The following is a 21,686-nucleotide window of genomic DNA, read 5'->3' as shown; positions in this document are numbered from 1 at the left end:
ATAAATACAACTATAATAAACTATAGCGTAGAGATATTGTTTAAGCGCTTATCTTTACGCGGATCATCACGTTTGAATAGCTCTTCATCAAACTTAAAGCGTAATCTAAAATAAGCCCCTTGTTGCGTAGTGTCTTCATAAGCGATATCTTCATCTTCAAAGCCCATAAAGTTATAACCTAACGACAACCAAAGATTAGTCATCGGGCTATAGCCGACCTCAGCCCCAAGCATATAGGACATATCATCAGCTTGAGCATTCCAATAAGTACCTGCTTGTAAGCCAATATCCCAGCGCTCGCTAACATCATAAAGTCCGCGACCATAAAGAGCATGAGCCGTATTATCGCTACTGATGTTGTCAGCGTCAAACTGAGTATACTTACCTGCGTAACGACCAGAGAGTGTCAATGGACGAGTAGGATGGTAGTTACCACTTAAAGACCAGATGATCGCATCTTTTTGATAAGCATCATTGCCTGTCTGGTTATCATCCAAACGATACTCAAGCTTGGCTAGCATGTCTAACTGATTGCTATCATAGTCACGATAAGCGCCCCCAAGCTGGAAACGATTAACGGTACGGTGACCATCATCATAATTAACTTTTGAATAGATATCTTTGGCGAGTAGAGTAATCTCATCAGTATAACGATAAGCAATACCAGCGCTACCTAATAAAGTATCGCTGGTATCACCCCAACGATTTTCAAAGCGCGCAGAGGCTTTGTAGTTCTCATTAGCCAAGTATTCGACACCGATACCGGCTGCAGTAGCTGTACTATCGTCATCGCCTTCTAAGGATTCAACACGCTCAAATAAGGTGTTTATCGTTAGACCATCTTGTACATACCATTTGTTCTTAAGGCCAATAGCCGCCTCAGCTTCACGAGCACTGATAGCGTCACGCATCCGATATTCGCTATATACTTTGCCATCCTTCATATAAGTGGCATCAAAACCAAAGACCGTACGTTGACGCTCCTCAGTATCATCAAGACCATAGCTACCTGATAAGCTATTAATCAAATCATGACGCGCATAAAGACGACCTAACTTACCTAGTGGCGTCTCACCACCGATTGAGGTTGCATTACGATCGCTATTGTCGATATCCTGCTCATATTCTGCAAAGACTAAGGAGTTATTGAGCTTAGGCAGACGGGCGGTGATACGCGCGCGTGCCGTAGTGCCTTCGATGTCTTTATCAGCAGTGCTAACACCGTTGAGTGCAGACTGATTGATAATGTCATCATTAAAGATAGTGTCGTCAGTGACATCAACGACATCAGTAGCGCCTTGAATATTACGTGAGGCTGCTGTTGAATCTTGCTTATAATAACGCAAGCCTACTTCACCGACTATGTTAGTACTTAAGCGCTGCTCGATACTAGCAAGCACCCCTTGGCGACTGGCCTCAGTAGTACTGTCTTTAGTGCTCACGCCCTCAAGTTTGAGCGCGGTATTTTTATCGTTAATAAGGTGAGTAAGCTTGATTCCAGACTCTGTGCGTCCAGCAGTTAAGGGTGAAGCACCAGTAACGAAACCTTCTTCTGCATCATTATAATAAGCCTTGGCAAGCGTATTCTTTTTATTGTCGTAGTCAAGCTCGATACGTAATGCATCACCCTTAGCATCTTGATCGGTTAGCAAAGCGGCATTGATCTGATTGCTGGCTTGATAATTAGGGTTTTGTGCTTTATTCATCGCATATTCAGCAACGAGTTTTAGATTGTTATTGAATTTAACGACAGTATTCACGCTGGCAAGCTCCTCATTATTGAGCGGATCATCGCTCTTAACATAGCTGCCACCAATAGCGAATTTTTCGCTCAATTGCTGCTTAGCTGCCACGCCGCCGACCCAATATTTCTCGCCACCTGTGTCCACTTCTACAGTGACTCGAATATAGATAGGGTTGCCACTGAGATCTTGGCTTGCGATAGGTGATTTTAAGAATAAACTACGACTAATAGGATCAATCTCATAATCAGCGAAACGCGTTAGAACCTCACGATTGATGATCAATCCAGGGTTGTTCGCATCACGAGTGATCACCTCGATAGTCTCAGAATTCTCTAGTACCGCATCGAAGTTCTCAGCTAGTGGATAAGGGCCTGAGATACCTAGACCGCGAGTCTCATTGACACGCTGGCTGCTGCTAGTTTCTGCAAGAAAAGCAGTAACGCGAGTATTGTCATCTTCGAATTGAGCTTTAGCACCCGTTAATGTACGGTTGTACAGACCAAGCTTGATACCGTCATCACCGTCGATTTGCGTCTTTAGATCGCCGTACATAGCAAATGAGCGACCCTTGTCAACGCGTACATACAGCTTGCTAGTTGATTGCGCATCAAAGCCTTTAGCTGATGAATCACCATAGACAGGGTAGTACTCGCCAGGTTCGATATCACGGAACAGGCGCTCGCCTTTATTGTCACTATCATAAGCTAAAGTCAGTAGATAATCACCGCGAACTTTACCTTTTAGGAACATCGCCGCACGACCGGTAGCTGAGTAATCATCGTTACCCGCAAACTCATGCAGCTCTTTTTCAAACGCGCCCTGCGCATCAGTGATCTGACCACCATCAAAGTCTTTTAGTGAGATAGCGCCTTCAACGATACCGACGGCAATGAGTGGGCGTAGCTTTGAGGTGAACTGCAGTGGAATAACTTGTTTGCTATTGCCTGTGTTGATGATCATCTCGCCACGACCTGGTACGCTTGGCGCTACGACTGGTATTAACAGCTCGCCACCATTAACCGTAACTTGGACACCAGCGTCATCTTTACTGCTATCTTCGAGATTAACACGACCAATATTAGTATCGATAGTGATCGGCGTTGCACCTACAAAGGGGCGACCGTCACGATCTTCTAGACTAATGACAACTTGGTATTCACTGATCCCATCGGCTTGTATCAATTGCTTTTGAGTACGATAATTGATGGCTTGCAAGCTATCAGGTGTCAAGACTTCGATAGTTTGCTCAGAGATAACCTTACCATTGATATCAGTGGCCACGCCGCGCAGGGTGTTAGATCCACGTTTTAGGTCGACTGCATAATAATCAAAGGCGGTAACGTTCTGGTTTTCTTGCTCAGCCGTTTTACCAATTTGCTGCTCTGATACCGCTTTGCCATTGGCATAAAGGGTAAAGATAGAGCCTAATGGCGCTTGTACTTGTACCATCTGCTTATAAGTGCTTAGCTGTTGACCCGCCGTTAGATTAATAAAGCTAACATCGTTACTAGCGACATCTTTTAGATATTCTTCAAGCAGTTTTGGCTGCGGCTGAGTGACGGTAGTGACCTCCATATCTATACGATCCGCAGGAGAGTTGACCATATCATTGACAATGGCCGAGTCACAACCAATACCGAGGTCTAAATCACCATTAATATTACAGCCACTGGCATCGACATTGTCCTCATAGTCACGACTATAATCAGGGTCTAAGGTAAGTTCCGTTTTGACCGCTTGCTCGAGAGTATCGTTCTTTGCGCTAATGGTTTTGCTACGGGTAACCAGCTCTTTGTTTAGGCGCTCAGTACTGTCACCCATACCACCAACGATAGCGAAGTCAGCACGATGCAATTCACCATATTTTAGGTCGACAAAACGGCTGCCAGCATCGCCTGCATTGCGGTTACTTTGGATGACCATTTCGGTTGCGTTAGGTAGCGTGGTACGATCCACTTTTAGCACGTGGGTTTTGGCACTGATACCATAAAAGTTATATTTACCTTCAGGATCGGTGACGACAAAGTTACCGTTTTCCATGTAGATACGTACACCCGCAACGCCAAGCTCGCCATCTTCTTTTTGCTGAATGCCATCGCGGTTGATATCATGATATACCTTACCGATGATGATGCCGTCAGTATTCATCACACCGCGCTCAACTTCAATCTTCCACTGTGCCTCTCTTGAGATTAAGGTTAACCCTTGCTCGTCACGCGCGTTGGCAGTAGCACGGTTGATACCGTCGCCACCTAGCGCTGATGCTCCTAACAATACTCGGTAAGTAATGCTCTTAGTTTCGCCCACTGCCATATCGCCTAGGCCTAATACTTGATATTTGCCTTCAGCTTTGAACTCAGTAGTTTGTGGTTGATCGATATCGACAGTAGTAGTCGGGGTAATACGCACACTACCTTCAACATAGTCAAAGCCACGGGGCAGCGCGTCTTTTAATTCGACATCATAAGCGGTAGATCGACCGTTATTAGTGATATCGATACTGTAGCTGACATAATCACCAAGCTCAGCGGTTTTTACCTCACTTTCTTTGGTCACTAATAGGCTGGGCGCTTCGTTGATAATATTGATAGCGCTGTTAATATTTTCAGTAATATCGACGCGATTGCCATCGTTATCAATACAAGCATCCAAACTCACCGTTAGATTATCGCCTTCCAACGTTTGAACAATCTTGTCATTAATCGCATTGGCATTGTTCTCTGTCAGTACCTTTACCTGATACTTACCCGTATTATTACCCGTTTCAACAGCTTTTAATGAGTAAGTATCACCAGTTCCCGTTGATGGCTGAGATGATTTGACAGTGACCCAAACTTCGTCAGTTTTATCGGCTCTAAAGTTACACTGAGCATAATTAGCTTGGACATAAATATCTGCACCAACTTGTGAGGTGCTCTTATTACCATCAAACTTAAAAGTCGTGAAGTTGATACTAGGTTCAACGATTACTAAGCCATCAGTGGCGGTTGCTGCCGATACTGAGGGATCCTCTAAAACAACAGCACCCAGTCGAATATCAGCGGTATCGCCTTCGCTTGCATTACGATCGGTTAAAGCTTGCACAATCAGCTGAATGCTCTCACTTTGTCCTAAAGTAATTTGTGCCTTTAAATCTTTAAATTCAACCAATTGGTCGCCAGCATCGACGATACCATTGTTATTTAGGTCGCGATAGACCATCAGGTTAGACAAAGTCGTTGGGGCAGCTAAGCTAAGCTCAATAGTCTGATCGTTATAGCTTGTGTTACTTAAAACGTTGATCCAGCTGGCAGTCGCTCCAGGCGATACCGTCTGTCTAAGCGGTTTGGATAAGGTAATACCATATTCAGGTAGCGCAGAAGATTTGACGCGTACCTTGTTAGAAGTGGATTCTAAGGTAACCTTGGTTTCACCATTAACGTTATAACTGGCCTGTGCGGTGTTATCAATCACGCTTAACAGGTCGGTCGCTGCTAATGCAGAATTTGATTGCATAATCAGTATAGCTGCAGTCAAAGCCGATAGCTTAGCCGCTTTTGTAGTCAGACGAGTAGACTGAGAAATACAGTAAAGTGTCATAATACGTGATTATCCAATCAAATCTAAAGGGTAAGAAAGTGGTCTTTGTTGATGATCTTATAACAACAAAGACCGCTGGGTTGGGCACTTTATTAAACTATTAATAAAGTGCACCATAGATCAAAAATGCTCATTCTTATTAAGGCTGAGTAGTATCTTCTTCAGTACCTGCAGTATTGATTTTTACTGCAAACATCATAGCAGCGTACTGTTGTGGCGCTATTGTAGTGACGGTACCGCCAACTCTAGTGGCATCCAAATCAGCTGAGTACTTATTGGTAGTAGGCTTTATAGTTGGGCCAGTAACGTCATCAAGTTTGATCTCAAAGCTTGGCGTCGTCGTACTAGTCAAAACAGTAGCTATATCACCGAACTGAGATATAACATCACTTATAAGTGTGTTATCAAAAGTGAAACGCGCATCTGCAGTCGAGAAGTTATTAAAAGCAGATATCTTATAAACGATACAGTTACCAGGCGTAGCGCTAATAGGTCCGTCGGCGAAGTTTAATGCCGCATTTGCCCCGCAAGTTACATTTAAAGCTTGCTGTTTATTGAGTATTAGACCTTTAACCACCGTTTTATTGATGACTTGAGTATTAGGCACAACAGGCGCATCTGTACCACCTGGAATCAAAGTGATATTAATATTTTCTGTAGTGCCTAAAACAGCATCCTCAGATTTAGTTTTATAGTTAATAGTAACTGTTGAGCCTGGTGCCATGCCAGTCCAAGCAGGCGCACCATCTTTGGGAAGGGCATTAGTTAAGTCATTATCACCGTTGCCATCACGTAGGATAGTATAAGTAAAGTTAGGCGTAGCAGGATTATTATCAGGATCGTATACTAGCTCGACTGAACCCGTTACTACGGTCACTTTATTATCAGCATCAGGCTTGATAGTGAATTTGATCTCGCCTGGCGTGTCACCTTCGACCTCTTTTCCTGAGTTAGTAATAACAGCAGAATGAGTCACCAACGTAGTCGCAGAAGTGTTGGTTGGAATCTCTTTACTGGTTGCGCCGCTAATGTCAAAAGCACGCTGATTGGCGATCAATGGTGACGTTGAATCACCACCAGTAGCAGCGTTATTAGCACCATTGATGTTTTCACTATCGTCAGTTGTTGGGTAATAAGTTCCAGTGTTTTGAGCGGTATCACTTGGGTCTGTTGTATCGTAAATCTCACCACTGTCAGCCCCTAAATTAAGCTTGACTACGGCATGGTTAACAACACCTTTGACTACAGCACTAAGCTCGTCAGCATCTCTTTGTACATCAAACTTAATAGTCGCTGTTTCGCCTACGGCTAGATTAAGGTTGGTAACAAGGACGCTGTCGTTAGCGGCGCCTTGACCTGCACCGTTATTGCCCGCAGCAATACTAGCCCCATTGCTTACACTCAGGTTTGGACTACTTGCTAAACGTAAGCCTGCTGGTAGGTTATCAATAATATTGATCCCATTAGCAGCGCTGGCATAAGCTGCACTACCATCGTTCAGCACAGTCACAGTATACGTTACAATATCACTGGCATCATTTAAGTCCAAAGTACTACCTGTGCGACTGGTAATCTTAAAGACAGGTACTTTTGTCGTACTGTTATTAACGTTTGTAAGATTAGCTGAACCAGGTTCAGCAGTAGTGATAAAGGTACTGCTTGCTCCTAGTGTCAAGTTTTGCAATTCACCACCGATGTTGTCACGAGTTTTTGCAGAAATAACGATTTCTGCTCTTGCGCCCGCTGGTAATACAATGACTTTATTTTGGAACTCGGTACCTGTGACTGTAGTAGAGCTAGTCTGTGTACCTAATGCATTATAAATAATATAAGTGACGTTGGTTAGATCCAAGTCATAGTCGCTTGCATTTTGAGGTGTGATACCTGGAATAGTGCCACCTTGAGTCAATGACATGGTATAAGTGTCATCTATGTTGCCTGAGTTAGTCAAAGTATGATTAAAAGAGACACGACCTTTAGGAGTAACGACTACGCTTTTGTTAAAGTCATCTGCTGTGTCGCCATCTTCGTTATCAGCTGATAAGTCAAATGCAGCACTTTGCGTAATATTTACTGTGACAGGGTTGGATTTGACTGGAGTCTGCGCTACATCACCAATACTATAAGTCGCTGTAGCCACGTTAGTAACAGTAGGGGTCGATCCTACTGATGTCGTGGCAGCAATAGCAGTACCAGTAATACCCAGTGCACTGACAATACCAACGGTCAGTACTGAGTGTTTAAATAAGTTAGATTTCATGCGGTGAATCTCCTAAAGGTTCTAAATGAAAAGCTCTAAAATGAACCATTCAACAAAGGTTTAAATAAAAAATAGTAAACTAACAATGGTAGTAACCAGCCAGTGATTAGCAGTACTAGTCAACAATAGTGTTAAGAGCGACAGCAGCGGACTTCTGTGCAGGCAAGAGTTTAATATTCCAGCGTAGGGTACGATATTCAGAAAAGGGAACTTTGACTAGCTTGCCCTCGACTTTGCGCATCAGTGGCATATCAGCATAGTTTTTACCATCGATGCTTGCTTGTGCACTAGTAGGACTTGCTTCACCAGTAAAGGTCATATTGGCAGGGATAGGTAAGACTACTGCCAAATCTTGGATATCTTTGTTGACAGTGTTTACATAAGTTGCTTTGTACTGAACGACTGTGCCAGCAGGTGCTGTGCTAATAGGGGCATAAGAAACTTTACCATTGGCTGCGGTGATAACTTTATTAGCAGATAGCTCCATCTTTAGTGCTTCCTCAGCATAGGCAGTATTGAGTAGACATACTGATGCTAACGCTGCGATCAAAACACTCTGAATAGGCTTTACATATTTCATTTAATATCCCTTATATGAATATTGTGTTAAAAAATTCTAAATCTATAATAAACGAGCAAATATTGTGCCAGAATATTATATAAAACATTTATTTGCGATATACGGCTGTGTAACGGACTTATTTGGTAGCCATTTTTACAAATAAGTTACATATAGTCACTTTAATTCCGATAAACGGTAAAATTAATAGCGTTTACAGTAATATAGTTAAATGATTGATTAGCTGCCGTAACTTATTTAGTGTCAGAAAATAATTTGGCTTTTATTGATGTGGTGGAGCCAGCAAGCACTTTTACCCATTCAAATTTGCTGGATAAGACAGTGCTGTTTCGACCATATATGAAGGGTTACTGCGAGCATAAACTTCTGCAGCAATACCAAGCGAACGTAGTAGGCTAAAAACAGACTTTATTGGAGGAGTGGATAATTCATCATTGATTTGTACACTCTGTAATTCAATATCACCTTTGTTAAGTGCTTCAATTCTATAAGCTAGAGTAAGTTGCGCTTAATTAACATAAGATCTAGGTCTTAGGTATTTAAATGCAATAAATGTACCAATAAAACTGCAATTGTAAATATACGTACGTGATATTTGATCTTCATATGCAAGTAATGATTTGAAACAGATAGGGTTTATCGTGAATACACGAGGGTAGACTTAATAACAGGCATGTCTTTTATTATTATGATTATGGTCAGAGGATATAAGATAGGGGGTATGAGGGAATAATAGTCATTATTAATTGAGAAAACCAAATTTTGACACTTCAGCTTATTAAGGGTGACAAAATTTGTCACCCTTAATGTTTTCTTAACAGTGTAAGGCTATAGATTTATCGCATATTACAAAAAATCTATAAAAAATGACGTTTCCTAGGTAATATTTAATAACGTGAATATATTGATCATTTATCTAAAAAATATTTATGCCAATAGTATTTATAAACAGTTATAAACAACACGGGGATAACTGTTTATAATAACGGGCTATAATTCTATGTATAGAGGCTATCAAGTCTTTTATTTACTAATTCTTAGGTATATAGGTTTCAGGTACATAGCTCTCAAGTACATAAGTTTTAGGCATAAGGGAAAATTATACTGACTATATGTTATAGTCAGCTAATAGTCGCCATTTTATAGACAAGTGGTGAGTGATGTTGTGTTTGAGACGATTGCAATATAAGTGAGCTTTAATCTTAACCTAATCAATAACACTCGATCCTATTTACTGATTAATCTCTAGCATAGCAATACTCTGCCCTAAATGAAGTGATGGACAGTATCGAATAAGATCTGACTTAATTTCAATTAGGGTGCTATCAAAATTAAATGATCATAAAGAATAGATAAAGGTTTTTAGTTTTGTCATTAGTCTTTATAATTATACAATTATGGTTATGTCGTAATTTTTGTATTACCATGTTAGACCCCTCTAATCGCACCAACCTACTAAATTGACAGACACCTTTGAGTGCTGTTACCCCGCTGGACACAGGACTGCTTAAATGTAGCAAGGACGTCGTTAAGCTACCTTTGTCTCATCAAACTGTTCAATTACCCCCTGTTATTGCAGGAACGACTGATATATAAGGATTATCGTAGATGAATTATTATAAGGATGCTGATAGCACCGAAACCCAAGAATGGCTGGAAGCGTTTGAGTCCGTCATAAAACACGCGGACAAAGATCGCGCACAGTTTTTATTAAAAGCGTTATACAACATGGCGGTGCAAGAAGGGCTGCCTTTTAACCGTTTGGACACTGCTTATGTCAATACTATCGCTGTTGAAGATGAGCCGATGTACCCTGGTGACCCAGCTATTGAGCGTAAGATTCGTGCCTTGATTCGCTACAATGCTTTGGCAATGGTGATGCGTGCAAACAAAAATGACGACGACTTAGGCGGTCATTTGGCATCATTTGCCTCTAGTGCTACCCTCTATGAGACAGGTTTTAACCACTTTTTCCGCGCTGCCAGTGATCATTTTGGCGGTGATATGGTTTACTACCAAGGTCACTCAGCGCCAGGTATCTATGCGCGTTCTTATTTAGAAGGTCGCTTGGATGAGGAGCAGCTAGATAACTTTCGTCGTGAAGTAGGCGGCAAGGGACTGTCAAGCTACCCACATCCCTACCTAATGCCAGATTATTGGCAGTTCCCTACAGTATCTATGGGCTTAGGTCCGATCATGTCGATCTATCATGCGCATGTCCATCGCTATATGGAAAACCGTAAATTGCTAGAGTCGGAAGGGCGCAAAATTTGGGCGTTCTTAGGTGATGGTGAAACAGATGAGCCAGAAAGCTTAGGTGCTATTTCTCTTGCTGGTCGTGAGAAGCTTGATAACCTCATTTGGGTAGTCAACTGTAACTTACAGCGTCTTGATGGACCGGTACGTGGTAATGGTAAGATTATTCAAGAGCTCGAGTCAGTATTCCGCGGTGCAGGCTGGCGAGTAATAAAGGTGATTTGGGGCGGTAAGTGGGATAGTTTGCTTGCCAATGATGATACGGGTGTGCTCAAACACCGTATGGAAGAAGTGGTCGATGGCGAGTATCAATTATATGAGGCGCGTACGCCTGAATTTACGCGCAAAGGGTTCTTTGGTAAATATCCTGAGCTAGAAGAGATGGCAGATGCCTTGACAGATGATGACATCTCACGCCTAAACCGTGGTGGTCATGATCCGATGAAGGTCTATGCTGCGTTTAGTGAAGCGATGAAAACCAAAGGTCAACCAACCGTTGTATTGGTTAAGACGGTTAAGGGTTACGGCCTATCTAACCAAGCGCAAGCAGTCAATAACTCACATCAAATCAAAAAGCTTAATCAAGAAGCTTTGGTATATTTCCGTGATCGTTTTGATTTGCCCTTTACCGATGAGCAGCTAGAGACGCTACCTTTTTATCGCCCTGAAGAGGGTTCAGCGGAGATGAAATACCTAAAAGGTCGCCGTGAAGCGTTAGGCGGTCATCTACCAAACCGCCGTAGTGGTCATATTCCACTAAATATTCCAGAGTTGTCTATCTTTGATCGCGTAATACAAGGTAGCAAAGGCAAAGAGCAGTCGACGACTATGGTGTTTGTACGTCTTCTATCGGCCATGCTAAAAAACAAAGACATCCAAGACCGTGTGGTACCTATCGTACCTGACGAAGCACGCACCTTTGGATTAGAAGGTATGTTCCGTCAACTGGGTATCTACTCTGCTCTTGGGCAAAAATATACGCCAGAAGATAGCGAAGCTTTGATGGGCTATAAAGAAGCCATCGACGGTCACATGTTAGAAGAAGGTATCAATGAAGCGGGTGCTATGAGTGCCTGGATTGCTTTGGCAACCAGCTATTCTGTTAACGCGTTACCGATGATTCCGATGTATATTTACTACTCAATGTTTGGTTTCCAGCGCGTTGGTGACTTGGCTTGGGCAGCAGGAGACTGTCAGGCTCAGGGTTTCTTACTAGGCGCGACAGCAGGCCGTACTACGCTAAATGGCGAGGGTCTACAGCATCAAGATGGTCATTCGCAGATATTGTTCAATGTCGTGCCAAACTGTGTCAGCTATGATCCTTGCTTCGGTTATGAGCTGGCAGTCGTGATGCATGACGGTCTGCGCCGTATGTATGGTGAAGGCGAGCGCGTTTATTATTACTTGACGCTCATGAATGAGAACTACGAGCAGCCTGCTATGCCAGAAGGTGTAGAAGAAGGTATCAAACGTGGTATGTATCTGTTAGAAGATAATGGTTCAACTCAAGTTCAGCTATTAGGCTCAGGGGTCATCTTACGCGAAGTGCAAAAAGCAGCTCGTATCCTAAAAGATGAGTTTAACATTACCTCTAACGTCTGGAGTGTAACGAGCTTTAATGAGCTGACTCGTGATGGTATGGCTTGTGATGACTACAATCGTCTGCATCCTATGGAAGAGGAAAAAGTCTCTTGGATCACTGAGCAGTTAGCACCGCACGAAGGTATCGTAGTCGCTGCGACAGATTATATGCGTAATTATTCTGAGCAAATCCGTGCTTGGTTACCAGACAACCGTCCTTATACTACTTTAGGTACTGATGGTTATGGTCGCTCGGATACCCGTGAGAACTTACGTAGCTTCTTTAATGTTGATGCGGCACACATTGTCGTTGCAACTCTTAAGCGCCTAGCGGATGAAGGTGAAGTTGAAATGCGCTTGGTCAAAGACGCGATCTCAAGTTTTGGAATCGATGTTGATCAGCCACCAGCATGGCAGCAGCAACCTCATTATGATCATTTCCCAGATGCACCTGCGCCTGACAAGGTAAACCCGAATCCTGTACCTGAGTTTGTTGGTGAAGACGATGATGAAATCAGTAGTGAAGGTCGCGCTGAAGACAAAGCCGATGCCCAGTTACTTAATGATGATGACGTCGCAGAATAAACTACAAGACAAGGTAGTCTTAAGATAAGGATAGTAAGGATGGAAATTAAAGCCCCCGATTTAGGCGTCGATAGTGCCGAAGTCAGCGAGATTATGGTACAAGTCGGCGATGTGATTGCCAAAGATGATAATATTATATTATTAGAGTCTGACAAAGCCTCAGTCGAAGTACCAAGCTCTGCTGCTGGAAAAGTCACTAAGATCAATGTCGCTATTGGCGATCAGGTCACTGAAGGCGTACTTTTAATTGAAATTGACAGCGCTGATTCTGATAGCGCCGAAAGCACACCTGAGACCCAAGAAAAACCAGCAGAAAACAAAACTCAAAGCAATGAAGCTAAGACTGAAGTGGCAAGCGATAACGCCTCTGAGTCTAAAGCCACATCTGCTAAAGCGGCAGCAAAATCCGCAACAACGCATCCATTGCCTGATCTTGGCGTCGATGAAGCGCAAGTAGCTGAGATTATGGTCAGCGTTGGCGATATGGTCACTGAGGATCAATCAATACTGTTAATCGAATCTGACAAAGCTTCGGTTGAAGTACCAGCACCAGAGGCGGGTAAGATTGAAAAAATCTTAGTCAATGTTGGTGATATGGTTGCCAATGGCCAAGACTTTATTGTGATCGTTGGCAGTGCTGCGGATGATAGCGCTCAGGTAGATGAGCCTAAAGCTGATGAGCCGACAGCCAAAACGTCTACTGCAGACAAGCAAGCAACACAAACCACAGGTGAGCCTAAGCAAGCTCCTGCTAAGGCTGCGACAGCCAGTACTGCACCAGCAGCGACTGCTAAGCTGACGGAATCTCAAGTTAATGAAAAATTAACAGAGGTTTATGCAGGCCCTGCTGTGCGTAAGCTTGCCCGTCAGCTTGGTGTTGATATCACTCAGGTGAGTGGTTCAGCGATCAATGAGCGTATCCTAAAAGAAGATCTGTTTGCGCATGTAAAAAACAGTTTGAGCACTCAGCAAGCAGCACCTGCTACTAGCAGTAGTGCGCATGCTAGTCTGCCTACATTACCTGATATGAGTAATGCTGCAATCTGGGGCGAGCTTGAGGTGCAAGATCTGACACGCTTGCAAAAGGTGTCTATACCGCAGCTCAACTATAATACTTACTTACCACAAGTGACTCAGTTTGACCTATCGGATATTACTGAGACCGAAAAACTACGTGGTGAGCTTAAAGGCGGTATGAAAGCACAAGGTATAGGTCTGACTATTTTAGCCTTTATCGTTAAGGCTACTGCTTATGCGCTTACTCAGCATCCGCGCTTCAATAGTCATCTAAGTGATGATAATACCCAAGTTATCCTACGCAAAAGCGTGAATATGGGTATTGCTGTCGCTACTGATGACGGCTTGATAGTTCCTGTGATTAAAGATGCGCAAGATAAAGGCATCAAGCAGATTGCTATTGAGATTGGCGAGCTGGCTGTAAAAGCCCGTGATAAAAAGCTTAGTACCAAAGATCTACAAGGCGCTAGCTTTACGATATCAAGCCAAGGTATCTTAGGTGGTACAGCATTTACACCACTAGTTAACTGGCCACAAGTTGGTATCTTAGGTGCCTCAGAGGCAACGATGCAACTAGTGTGGAATGCTGCCAAACAGACCTTCGAACCGCGTTTAATGTTACCACTATCATTATCTTATGATCATCGTGTTATCAATGGCGCTGATGCAGCAGTATTCACCCGTTATGTGGCGAGCCTATTGGCTGATCCACGCAAGATTTTGTTGTAAAGCTGATTTAACTATCTAGAAGATTTAATAAAAATTAGACTGTCTACGGATGGTCTTTTTTATGGGCTTAACTAATTGATTCAAGGCCTGATATTTATAGGTAATAGACACCAAAAAGCCAGCATCAACGCTGGCTTTTTATTAATAAGTTTATCTAAAATTTACCTATATTAGAACTGTTTAACGAATGCTACGCCATAAACCCAAGGGCTGATATCAATCTCACCGATGTCGGCACCGTTCAAGCTAGCGTCAGTTTTGATATCCATATAGCGGGCATCAATACGGAAAGCTTCAGTTGCAGCATACGGAATATCGATACCAACATGACCTGCTACGCCAACGCTATCATCAAGATCTAAATCTGCACCATTAGAGATTCTTTCCTTAAAAAACATCGTATAGTTGACACCAACACCTACGAATGGCTTGATATTTAATGGCATATTGTCATAATCAAAATGATATTGTAATGACAGAGTAGGTGGCAGATGTTGGGTGCTACCTGTAAGGACTTCATTACCAGCCGCATCGTTCAAAGTAAAGTCATGATGAAAAGGAATAGCTGCTAGTAATTCAATACCGACGTTATTAGCGATAAAGTATTCACCGCTGATTGTTGGACGAATATCATCATCGACATCAACATTTAGACCATTATTTAAAGTGCCATTGTCGCTTTTTGGATCTACCATGTGCGCGCCAGCAGCAACAGACCAAGTACCAGCAGGAACCGCAAAAGCAGTGGTCATACTAAGTGCCGTAGCAGTGGCTAAAACTAGGGATTGTAGTTTCATTGTTTAAGTCCTTAACATAATAAATAATATTCAGTAATTATTGATGAGGGATGGCATCATTTACTGAGAGACAAAGTTACTATAAAAAACAACTAGTAGCTTATAGGTATTATTATAATATAAAACCCTTACAAACTGTAGTGATTTAAAAATAAACTCTAAACAATTTTATAGAGAACTATCTTATTGGTTAATATATGACTGGATACTGTAGTAACTCCCCACTGCGCTGTAACAGCGCACGCTTAATGCAGGTAGTGAGCGCAGATGATAACCGTTGTCCAGAATGCGGCTTATCGTTAGTGCCAGCAAATAACTTAAGTAGCAGCTCTTATAAAGAACAGCAAGTTTTGAGCTGGTCGTTGGGTATCATTGCCTTATTGCTATTGGTATTGTGCTATATTTATTATGCAAATTTTGTATAATTGTCACAGCTTTTATTAAAGTCATGATAATAAGGTTCTAACACGCCCTAAACGTTATAAAACGCTCAAGATTTTAATTGAGTTTTATAAGCTCCATTAGCCATTAAGGTCAGTATGCCATTTCATCCCATACACCGCTTACGTCACTTTGTTTATGACATTCTGCAAAACGATGACCACGATACTTTGTTTAGTCGGAGCATTGATTACTTTTTAATTTTGTTAATCCTGACTAACGTAGCTGCCGTTATTGCTGAGTCTGTTGATCAGTGGTATTACCCTTATCAAGACTATTTTACTTGGTTTGAAAATTTCTCCATCGTGGTGTTTTCGATCGAATATCTGCTACGGTTTTGGAGTGTCGCTGAGGCTAAGCCTGATAATACCACTTGGCGACAACGTTGGGAGTGGCTCAAAAGCCCTTCAGCACTGATCGATCTTATCGCTATTGCACCTGCCTTTTTGAACTTCTTTGTCAGTATCGATTTACGCTTCTTGCGTATATTACGCTTGTTTAGAATCTTAAAGCTTACGCGCTATTTTGCTTCGATGCGTATTCTGCTCGTGGTTATCAGTAAAGAGAAGGGCTCGTTTCAAGCGGTTATCTTTATTTTAATAATTATGATAGTGACCGCCTCTAGTGGCATTTATTTAGTTGAGAATCATGCCCAGCCTGAGGAGTTTGAATCTATACCTAAAGCGATGTGGTGGGCGGTGGTGACTCTAACTACCGTCGGTTATGGTGATGTCACGCCGATCACTAATGCAGGCAAGATATTAGGTGCTATTATTACTATCTTGGGTGTTGGCTTGGCAGCTTTGCCAGCAGGTATTTTGGCCACAGGCCTTGCCAATGAGCTTGAGCAACGGCGTGATGAGATCGAGCAGCAGTTTCGTGAGTATTTAGTCGATGGTGATTTTGATCTAGTGCAGAATCAGACAATGATTGATAAGATACGCCGTGAGCTGGGATTGGATCGAGAAGAGGCACAGGCTATCGTCTTACAAGTACTGCGCGAGCAAGCGCTAGAGCAGCGCGAAAAAGAAGTAAAGCAAAAGAACTTTTGCCCTAATTGTGGTGAGTCTTTATAGTTTTTTCAACAGTATAGTCAAAGTTACGACATTAAAAAGGCTGCTCCCTATATACAGAGAGTAGCCTTTTTAGCGTTAAGCAAGCATAAACAGCATAGTAGAGACTCATGCTGTCATGAGATTGTCATAGATCAGGTAGCGACAGATAGAGGTACGGGTAGGGCACGCGCTAGCTCATGCGCGACTTCTTGCGCCGCCTTTTCTAGATCCTTGGCAGGTAGGGGCAGATTCTGTAGGATTAAATGCCAATCGCCAACCTCACGATGTAAGCTTGCTACCCAAAGTGTATGACAATCGCCTGGTAACTGTTTTAAATTAATATCAAAAGCCCGATTGCCTTCATCATCGCTCAAATGTATCTCACCTGCATGGACGCGTCTGAAGGGCTGTTCATAATAAGAGTTCGCTAATAGGCCGATACTAGTCACTTGAGCAGGAATATCTTTCAAATAAAGGCGGATTTGCTCTTGATCGAGCGGCGCATGATACAACGCTTGCTCACCGCGATCTTTACCATTTAGGCTATCACCTTGATGGCGAACAGACTCAGCACTATCACGCAGCTGCTTGAACCAAACCATGTCTACAATAGTGCACTGCTTATCATAAAGCACACAAGCGATATCAATGTCTATAGCGCCTTGATTTTGCTTAAAACGATTCTTTTTCTTTTTCTCAGTTTTAGGCGGAGTAAAGTCAAAGTTCAACGAAAAAAACAAAGTCTTCGCTGTGAGTCCTAATGTAGATAGACTGTTAGACAATGTAGGTTGAGTCGCGATGGCCATAGTATTCCTTTTTTGTTATAAAGGTTTTTCATAAGTTTTGATAAATGAGCTATCTTAAAAATAAAACCGACAATAAATTTACTGATTCAGAGGTTTACTCAAATTCAATACCTGATACGGCTTGATAAAGCAGAGCGGGCTTAGTAGCCAACAAGCCATTACCGAAGCCACGTAACCACCAGACTAGCTGTGAGGTAAGATTTACCGTTGCCGATATGGTCAGGGTATCATCGTCATTTAGGGTTACCGTTTGATCGTCACTTAACTTACTTTCCGTCAAGCTTCTACCAGCGCTTTTAGTAAAGTGCAGCTCGATGGCGGTGTTTTTACCATGGTCAGGTAATTGACTCAGTAGCGGATGGGTAAAGCCCATACCGCCAGCATCTAGATAGCTATCTAACTGAAAGCCGCTTGGCGTTTGGGCGCTAGTCTCTAATAGCTCAACGCTAGTAAAGCGGTGTAGGGCAAAGGTGCGAATAATAACATCAGGATCATCAGTACGGGTTGCGAGCAAATAGATAATGACCCCACGTTGAATAATAGCGATAGGGTTCAGTGTATATTCACTTGCCTCAAGCTTATTGCTACGGGTATAGCACGCTTGAATCTGCAGCTGATAAAATAACGCATGATAGATATTGTCTTTGCTCTCTAAGTCGATATGCGGGGCAATTAGTGGCTGAGTGGCAGGCTCAATACGCACACGATCTATCCATGAATGGGTAACCTTGCTATTTTTTAGCTGACGTCGCGCTAGATCAAACCAAGGAAATAACTCATCTAAAATAGCAGGCGGTAATAATTGAGTCAGATTGGCCTCAACCATATTGAAGGCCACCGCTTGCGATAGATTCATATGCGGTAGACTTTGCAGTGGCGCATCATCGCACCAGCGCCAGCCTTGCGGATTGGCGTTATTCTTCTCAATCGGAAAGCGTTTGGCTAAGGCGTTGAGGTCTCTTTGCACTGTACGTAAGCTAATATCAAACCCTGCCAGCTTGAGCTGCTCATAAACATGAGTCGTGCCCACCCAGCGATTACGCTGCAACTGTGATAGCACCTGCCATTGACGTGCGGTGGTCGCGGCTCCGTGTCGGCTGGCAGCATCATTAGTATTGTCTTCGGTTTTGGATGCTGTTTGCTCGCTCATGGAGGAATTACCTTTATCAGTCAGTCTTAAAGCTATTTGGTTTATATCGCTAATGAATTATCATCGCAGAAAAAATTAGTAGCGTCTAGGTTTGTTAGATGAAATCTTGCGACCGTAGATTTTAATACTAACATTGCTCTATGGTTGATTGGCATCTTGTTGGTCCTCATCCTTTATAGGGTCATTCAAAGCAGACTCTTTATCTTTACGCTTTTTTTTAGCCTTGCGCTTAGCTTTGGCCTTCTTTTTGGCTTTATTCGCTTTTTTATCATCAATATCAGCCGCATCGGCTTGGTTTTCATCCCATAACATTAAGCGCTGTAAGACTTTACCAAAGAGCGTCTCTTTACGGTAGCGCCCCTTTTTAGTCATGATATCAATAGGCAATCCCATCATCAGCGTCAGAGCTTGGCTGAGCGTATTGACGCCATAAATATAAAACTGCTCCGCATCAACCGCTTCAATAATATCGTCGCGTAACATCAACTGCTTGACGTTAGCCATAGGGATGACAACCCCTTGCTCACCTGTCAAACCTTGCTCGCGGCAGGCATCAAAGAACCCTGCTATCTTGGCATTAATTCCACCAACCGCTTGTACTTCGCCCAGCTGGTTCATGGAGCCGGTGATCGCTAGCGCTTGATTGATCGGCACATCGGCGAGCGCTGAGAGCAGGGCGCAGGCTTCGCTGACGGTCGCACTATCGCCGTCGATATGAGCGTAGCTTTGCTCAAAGGCGAGTGAAGCACTAAAATTTAGCGCATGATGGCGGCTAAATAAGGCGCGTAGATAGCTGGTCATAATCAGCATACCCTTGGCATGTAAGCTACCGCCTAGATCGACATCACGCTCGATATCTAGTATCTCACCTGCACCGATATTGGGCTGAATCAAAGCAGTCAAGCGCGCAGGCATGCCAAATTCGCTATCAGCATAGCTGACTACCGTGAGCGCATTAACCTGTCCGACAGCCGTGCCTTGGGTGTTGATGAGCTGCTGACCGTTTTTGAGCTCCTGCCAGTATAAATCACGCAGATAGCCTGAGCGTTCATCCATATCAGCGATAGCTTGAGTGACATGACTGGCATCAACGAGCTCACATTCTTGCAGGCGGGCATGACGATTGGACTCTTGTAGTAATTTAATCAAGCGATCGCTGTGTAGACTAAGACGGTTTTGATCTTCAGCTTGTAAGCTCAAATGCTCAAGTAATGCCGCTTGTGCTTCGCTATCAAAAGGATGTAGATCGGCATAGTCGATGATATCAGCCATTTTTGCCACTAGTGCTAGCTCATGCGCGTGGGTGCGAGTGACATCATCGTGAAAGTCCGCGCGTATCTTAAAGACTGCATCAAATTCAGGCTCAAGCTCGAGCAGCTCATAATACAAATCAGCTTCGCCTAATAAGATTACCTTTATATCCAAATCAATAGGCGCTGGTGCCAACGATAAGCTGCCTGTCAACGTTAGCATTTGCTCAAGGCTAGACAGTTTTATTTTACGAGATTGCAGCGCGCGTTTTAGTCCTTGCCAAGCGTAAGGGTGCTCAAGAACGTGGCTGGCCTCTAAAATCAGATAACCACCATTAGCGCGATGCAGAGCACCTGCGCGAATCATACTGACATCTGTGGTCACTGTGCCCAATTGGGTGATCTGCTCAACGTGCCCAAGTAAATTCAGATGGGTCGGTAGATCCTCAAAGATAACGGGCGCACCACTATCAGCCTCATGACTGACCATAACATTCACGCTATAGCGGCTAGGAGTAGTAGCCAAGAGTGGAGATACGAACGCTTCATCATCGCCATTAACAATATGCGCGGCATGCTCAATCATATCGTCAAATATAGTGTGCAAATAGTCAATAACTAAGGGGCTAGCGGCGAACTGTTCATAAAGTGATGCAAATAGTGGCTCAAGTGCGCGCTGGGCGATATCTTTATGCAAAGCTTCAATAGCACTATTAGCTTCGTCTTCTAACTGCTCCAAAACGATCGTCAGCTTGCTAAAACGCTTGTGCATGTGGTTTTTTTGCACAAAGTTGTTTTCTGCAAAGTTATTTTGTTCAAAGCTATTCTGTTCAAAATTACTGTGCTCATGTTGATCGGTTGTGTTATGCGAGGATGACTGAGTATTCGATTTATTAGACCTAAGCTCATCAGGCGATTCTGTATGCTTAGTATAAGTAGAGGTGTTTTCAATACTCTCTGGTAATTGGCTCGGATGTACAAACAGCGCTTTATTATCAAAAGCTCGAAACGTCAATGCCAAATTATACTGCTTGCCCTCAGCACTTAGCTCGTCATAAGCCAAAACTTCTTGCTGCTGAGTGCTGTTCTTAATCGCTTCGATCTCATTTTGATAATGATCACTACGAAAGCGCTGGTTAAGGCGCTTGTGGGCTTGCTGCCATACCTTATTGACTTGCTGCTTTAATAATAAGGCTTGGCCACTAGGTAAGCTCAGCGCCAGCGGCGCACGCGGATCGCTAAAGTTATGTACGTAGACCCAATCATCAGGCGTAGGAGCGTCGCCTGCGATACGGCGTAGCAAGCGGCTAATAATAGTACGTTTACCCAAGCCGTTCTCACCTGCTGCAAACACATGATAGCCACTGGCTTTGATATCCACTGCCGTCTGCAAAGCTTTGATAGCCCGCTGTTGACCAAAACCCACGTCCAAATCATCAGCTACGCGAGTGTCCGTTGGCAGCTGGCTTGGCTGGGTATAGCGTTTTAGATGTTCCGCTGAAATAAAACATTGCTCATTAATCTGTACCGAAATAGGATGCGGCGTTGATTCAGCGGCTATTGCCGTGTCATCTACCGATGCATCTTTCGCGGCTTTATTTTTTGGAGCTTTATTTTTGGAAGTAGACTTTTTATTAGCGCTTTTTTTATTATTAAGAGTGTCATTAGAGAGGTCGTCAAGGAGCACACTAGCGTCTGCATCATTTATCTGTGCAGGTGTTTGGGTAGATAAAGAGTCAATAACAACGGTCTTTTGAGTCATTGCGGTATCATGGTCAGTCATAGGCGGTACACTATCTCAAAAGTTATAAAGCTTAGTAGGTAAAGCTGGTTAATAGGCGGTATTAAGGACAGT

The 21,686-nt window shown here is 43.2% G+C and carries 10 protein-coding genes; 3 read left to right on the top strand and 7 right to left on the bottom strand.

From position 1 onward, the window contains the following. Positions 1-20: 20 nt before the first annotated feature. The 3 genes from Q9G97_RS07845 to Q9G97_RS07835 form a co-directional block, all read right to left on the bottom strand. Positions 21-5,324, bottom strand: a complete 5,304-nt coding sequence (locus Q9G97_RS07845; protein ID WP_305898351.1) for a hypothetical protein — start codon at positions 5,322-5,324, stop codon at positions 21-23. 139 nt (positions 5,325-5,463) lie between these two features. Beyond that, entirely contained in the window at positions 5,464-7,584 is a 2,121-nt protein-coding gene (locus Q9G97_RS07840) for a hypothetical protein (RefSeq protein ID WP_305898350.1), read from the bottom strand. Between the two features lie 115 nt (positions 7,585-7,699). Beyond that, complete coding sequence (locus Q9G97_RS07835) at positions 7,700-8,164, bottom strand: hypothetical protein (protein WP_305898349.1); 465 nt, start codon at positions 8,162-8,164, stop codon at positions 7,700-7,702. A 1,608-nt stretch (positions 8,165-9,772) separates the two neighbouring features. On the opposite strand from Q9G97_RS07835, the gene aceE reads away from it, so the two are divergent. Together aceE and Q9G97_RS07825 are read left to right on the top strand one after the other, a co-directional pair. Continuing rightward, positions 9,773-12,586 carry a pyruvate dehydrogenase (acetyl-transferring), homodimeric type gene (aceE, locus tag Q9G97_RS07830; protein ID WP_305898348.1) on the top strand — a complete coding sequence of 938 codons (2,814 nt, stop codon included), beginning with the start codon at positions 9,773-9,775 and terminating at the stop codon, positions 12,584-12,586. Between the two features lie 39 nt (positions 12,587-12,625). Further along, on the top strand, positions 12,626-14,332 hold the full coding sequence (locus tag Q9G97_RS07825; RefSeq protein ID WP_305898347.1) for a 2-oxo acid dehydrogenase subunit E2: 1,707 nt from the start codon (positions 12,626-12,628) through the stop codon (positions 14,330-14,332). Between the two features lie 170 nt (positions 14,333-14,502). Here the strand turns inward: Q9G97_RS07825 and Q9G97_RS07820 are convergent, their stop codons facing one another. Beyond that, the gene (locus Q9G97_RS07820; protein ID WP_305898346.1) at positions 14,503-15,129 is read right to left on the bottom strand and encodes an OmpW family protein; all 627 of its coding nucleotides are present in this window, start codon (positions 15,127-15,129) and stop codon (positions 14,503-14,505) included. 539 nt (positions 15,130-15,668) lie between these two features. On the opposite strand from Q9G97_RS07820, the gene Q9G97_RS07815 reads away from it, so the two are divergent. Continuing rightward, entirely contained in the window at positions 15,669-16,646 is a 978-nt protein-coding gene (locus Q9G97_RS07815; protein ID WP_305898345.1) for an ion transporter, read from the top strand. 131 nt (positions 16,647-16,777) lie between these two features. Here the strand turns inward: Q9G97_RS07815 and Q9G97_RS07810 are convergent, their stop codons facing one another. The 3 genes from Q9G97_RS07810 to Q9G97_RS07800 form a co-directional block, all read right to left on the bottom strand. Then, on the bottom strand, positions 16,778-17,431 hold the full coding sequence (locus tag Q9G97_RS07810) for a TerD family protein (RefSeq protein WP_305898344.1): 654 nt from the start codon (positions 17,429-17,431) through the stop codon (positions 16,778-16,780). Positions 17,432-17,525: 94 nt separating this feature from the next. Beyond that, entirely contained in the window at positions 17,526-18,581 is a 1,056-nt protein-coding gene (locus Q9G97_RS07805) for a YafY family protein (RefSeq protein ID WP_305898343.1), read from the bottom strand. Between the two features lie 138 nt (positions 18,582-18,719). Continuing rightward, the gene (locus Q9G97_RS07800; protein WP_371747867.1) at positions 18,720-21,614 is read right to left on the bottom strand and encodes an AAA family ATPase; all 2,895 of its coding nucleotides are present in this window, start codon (positions 21,612-21,614) and stop codon (positions 18,720-18,722) included. Positions 21,615-21,686 lie beyond the last annotated feature (72 nt).

The sequence above is a fragment of the Psychrobacter sp. M13 genome (assembly GCF_030718935.1).
GTDB lineage: Bacteria > Pseudomonadota > Gammaproteobacteria > Pseudomonadales > Moraxellaceae > Psychrobacter > Psychrobacter immobilis_G.
This window is presented reverse-complemented; position numbering and strand designations above follow the sequence as displayed.

Coding starts and splice junctions, on each gene's coding strand:
- Q9G97_RS07820 (WP_305898346.1), bottom strand. CDS start 15,129: ATGAAACTACAATCCCTAGTTTTAGCCACTGCTACGGCACTTAGTATG.
- Q9G97_RS07835 (WP_305898349.1), bottom strand. CDS start 8,164: ATGAAATATGTAAAGCCTATTCAGAGTGTTTTGATCGCAGCGTTAGCA.
- Q9G97_RS07810 (WP_305898344.1), bottom strand. CDS start 17,431: ATGGCCATCGCGACTCAACCTACATTGTCTAACAGTCTATCTACATTA.
- Q9G97_RS07825 (WP_305898347.1), top strand. CDS start 12,626: ATGGAAATTAAAGCCCCCGATTTAGGCGTCGATAGTGCCGAAGTCAGC.
- Q9G97_RS07815 (WP_305898345.1), top strand. CDS start 15,669: ATGCCATTTCATCCCATACACCGCTTACGTCACTTTGTTTATGACATT.
- aceE (WP_305898348.1), top strand. CDS start 9,773: ATGAATTATTATAAGGATGCTGATAGCACCGAAACCCAAGAATGGCTG.
- Q9G97_RS07805 (WP_305898343.1), bottom strand. CDS start 18,581: ATGAGCGAGCAAACAGCATCCAAAACCGAAGACAATACTAATGATGCT.
- Q9G97_RS07840 (WP_305898350.1), bottom strand. CDS start 7,584: ATGAAATCTAACTTATTTAAACACTCAGTACTGACCGTTGGTATTGTC.
- Q9G97_RS07800 (WP_371747867.1), bottom strand. CDS start 21,614: ATGACTGACCATGATACCGCAATGACTCAAAAGACCGTTGTTATTGAC.
- Q9G97_RS07845 (WP_305898351.1), bottom strand. CDS start 5,324: ATGACACTTTACTGTATTTCTCAGTCTACTCGTCTGACTACAAAAGCG.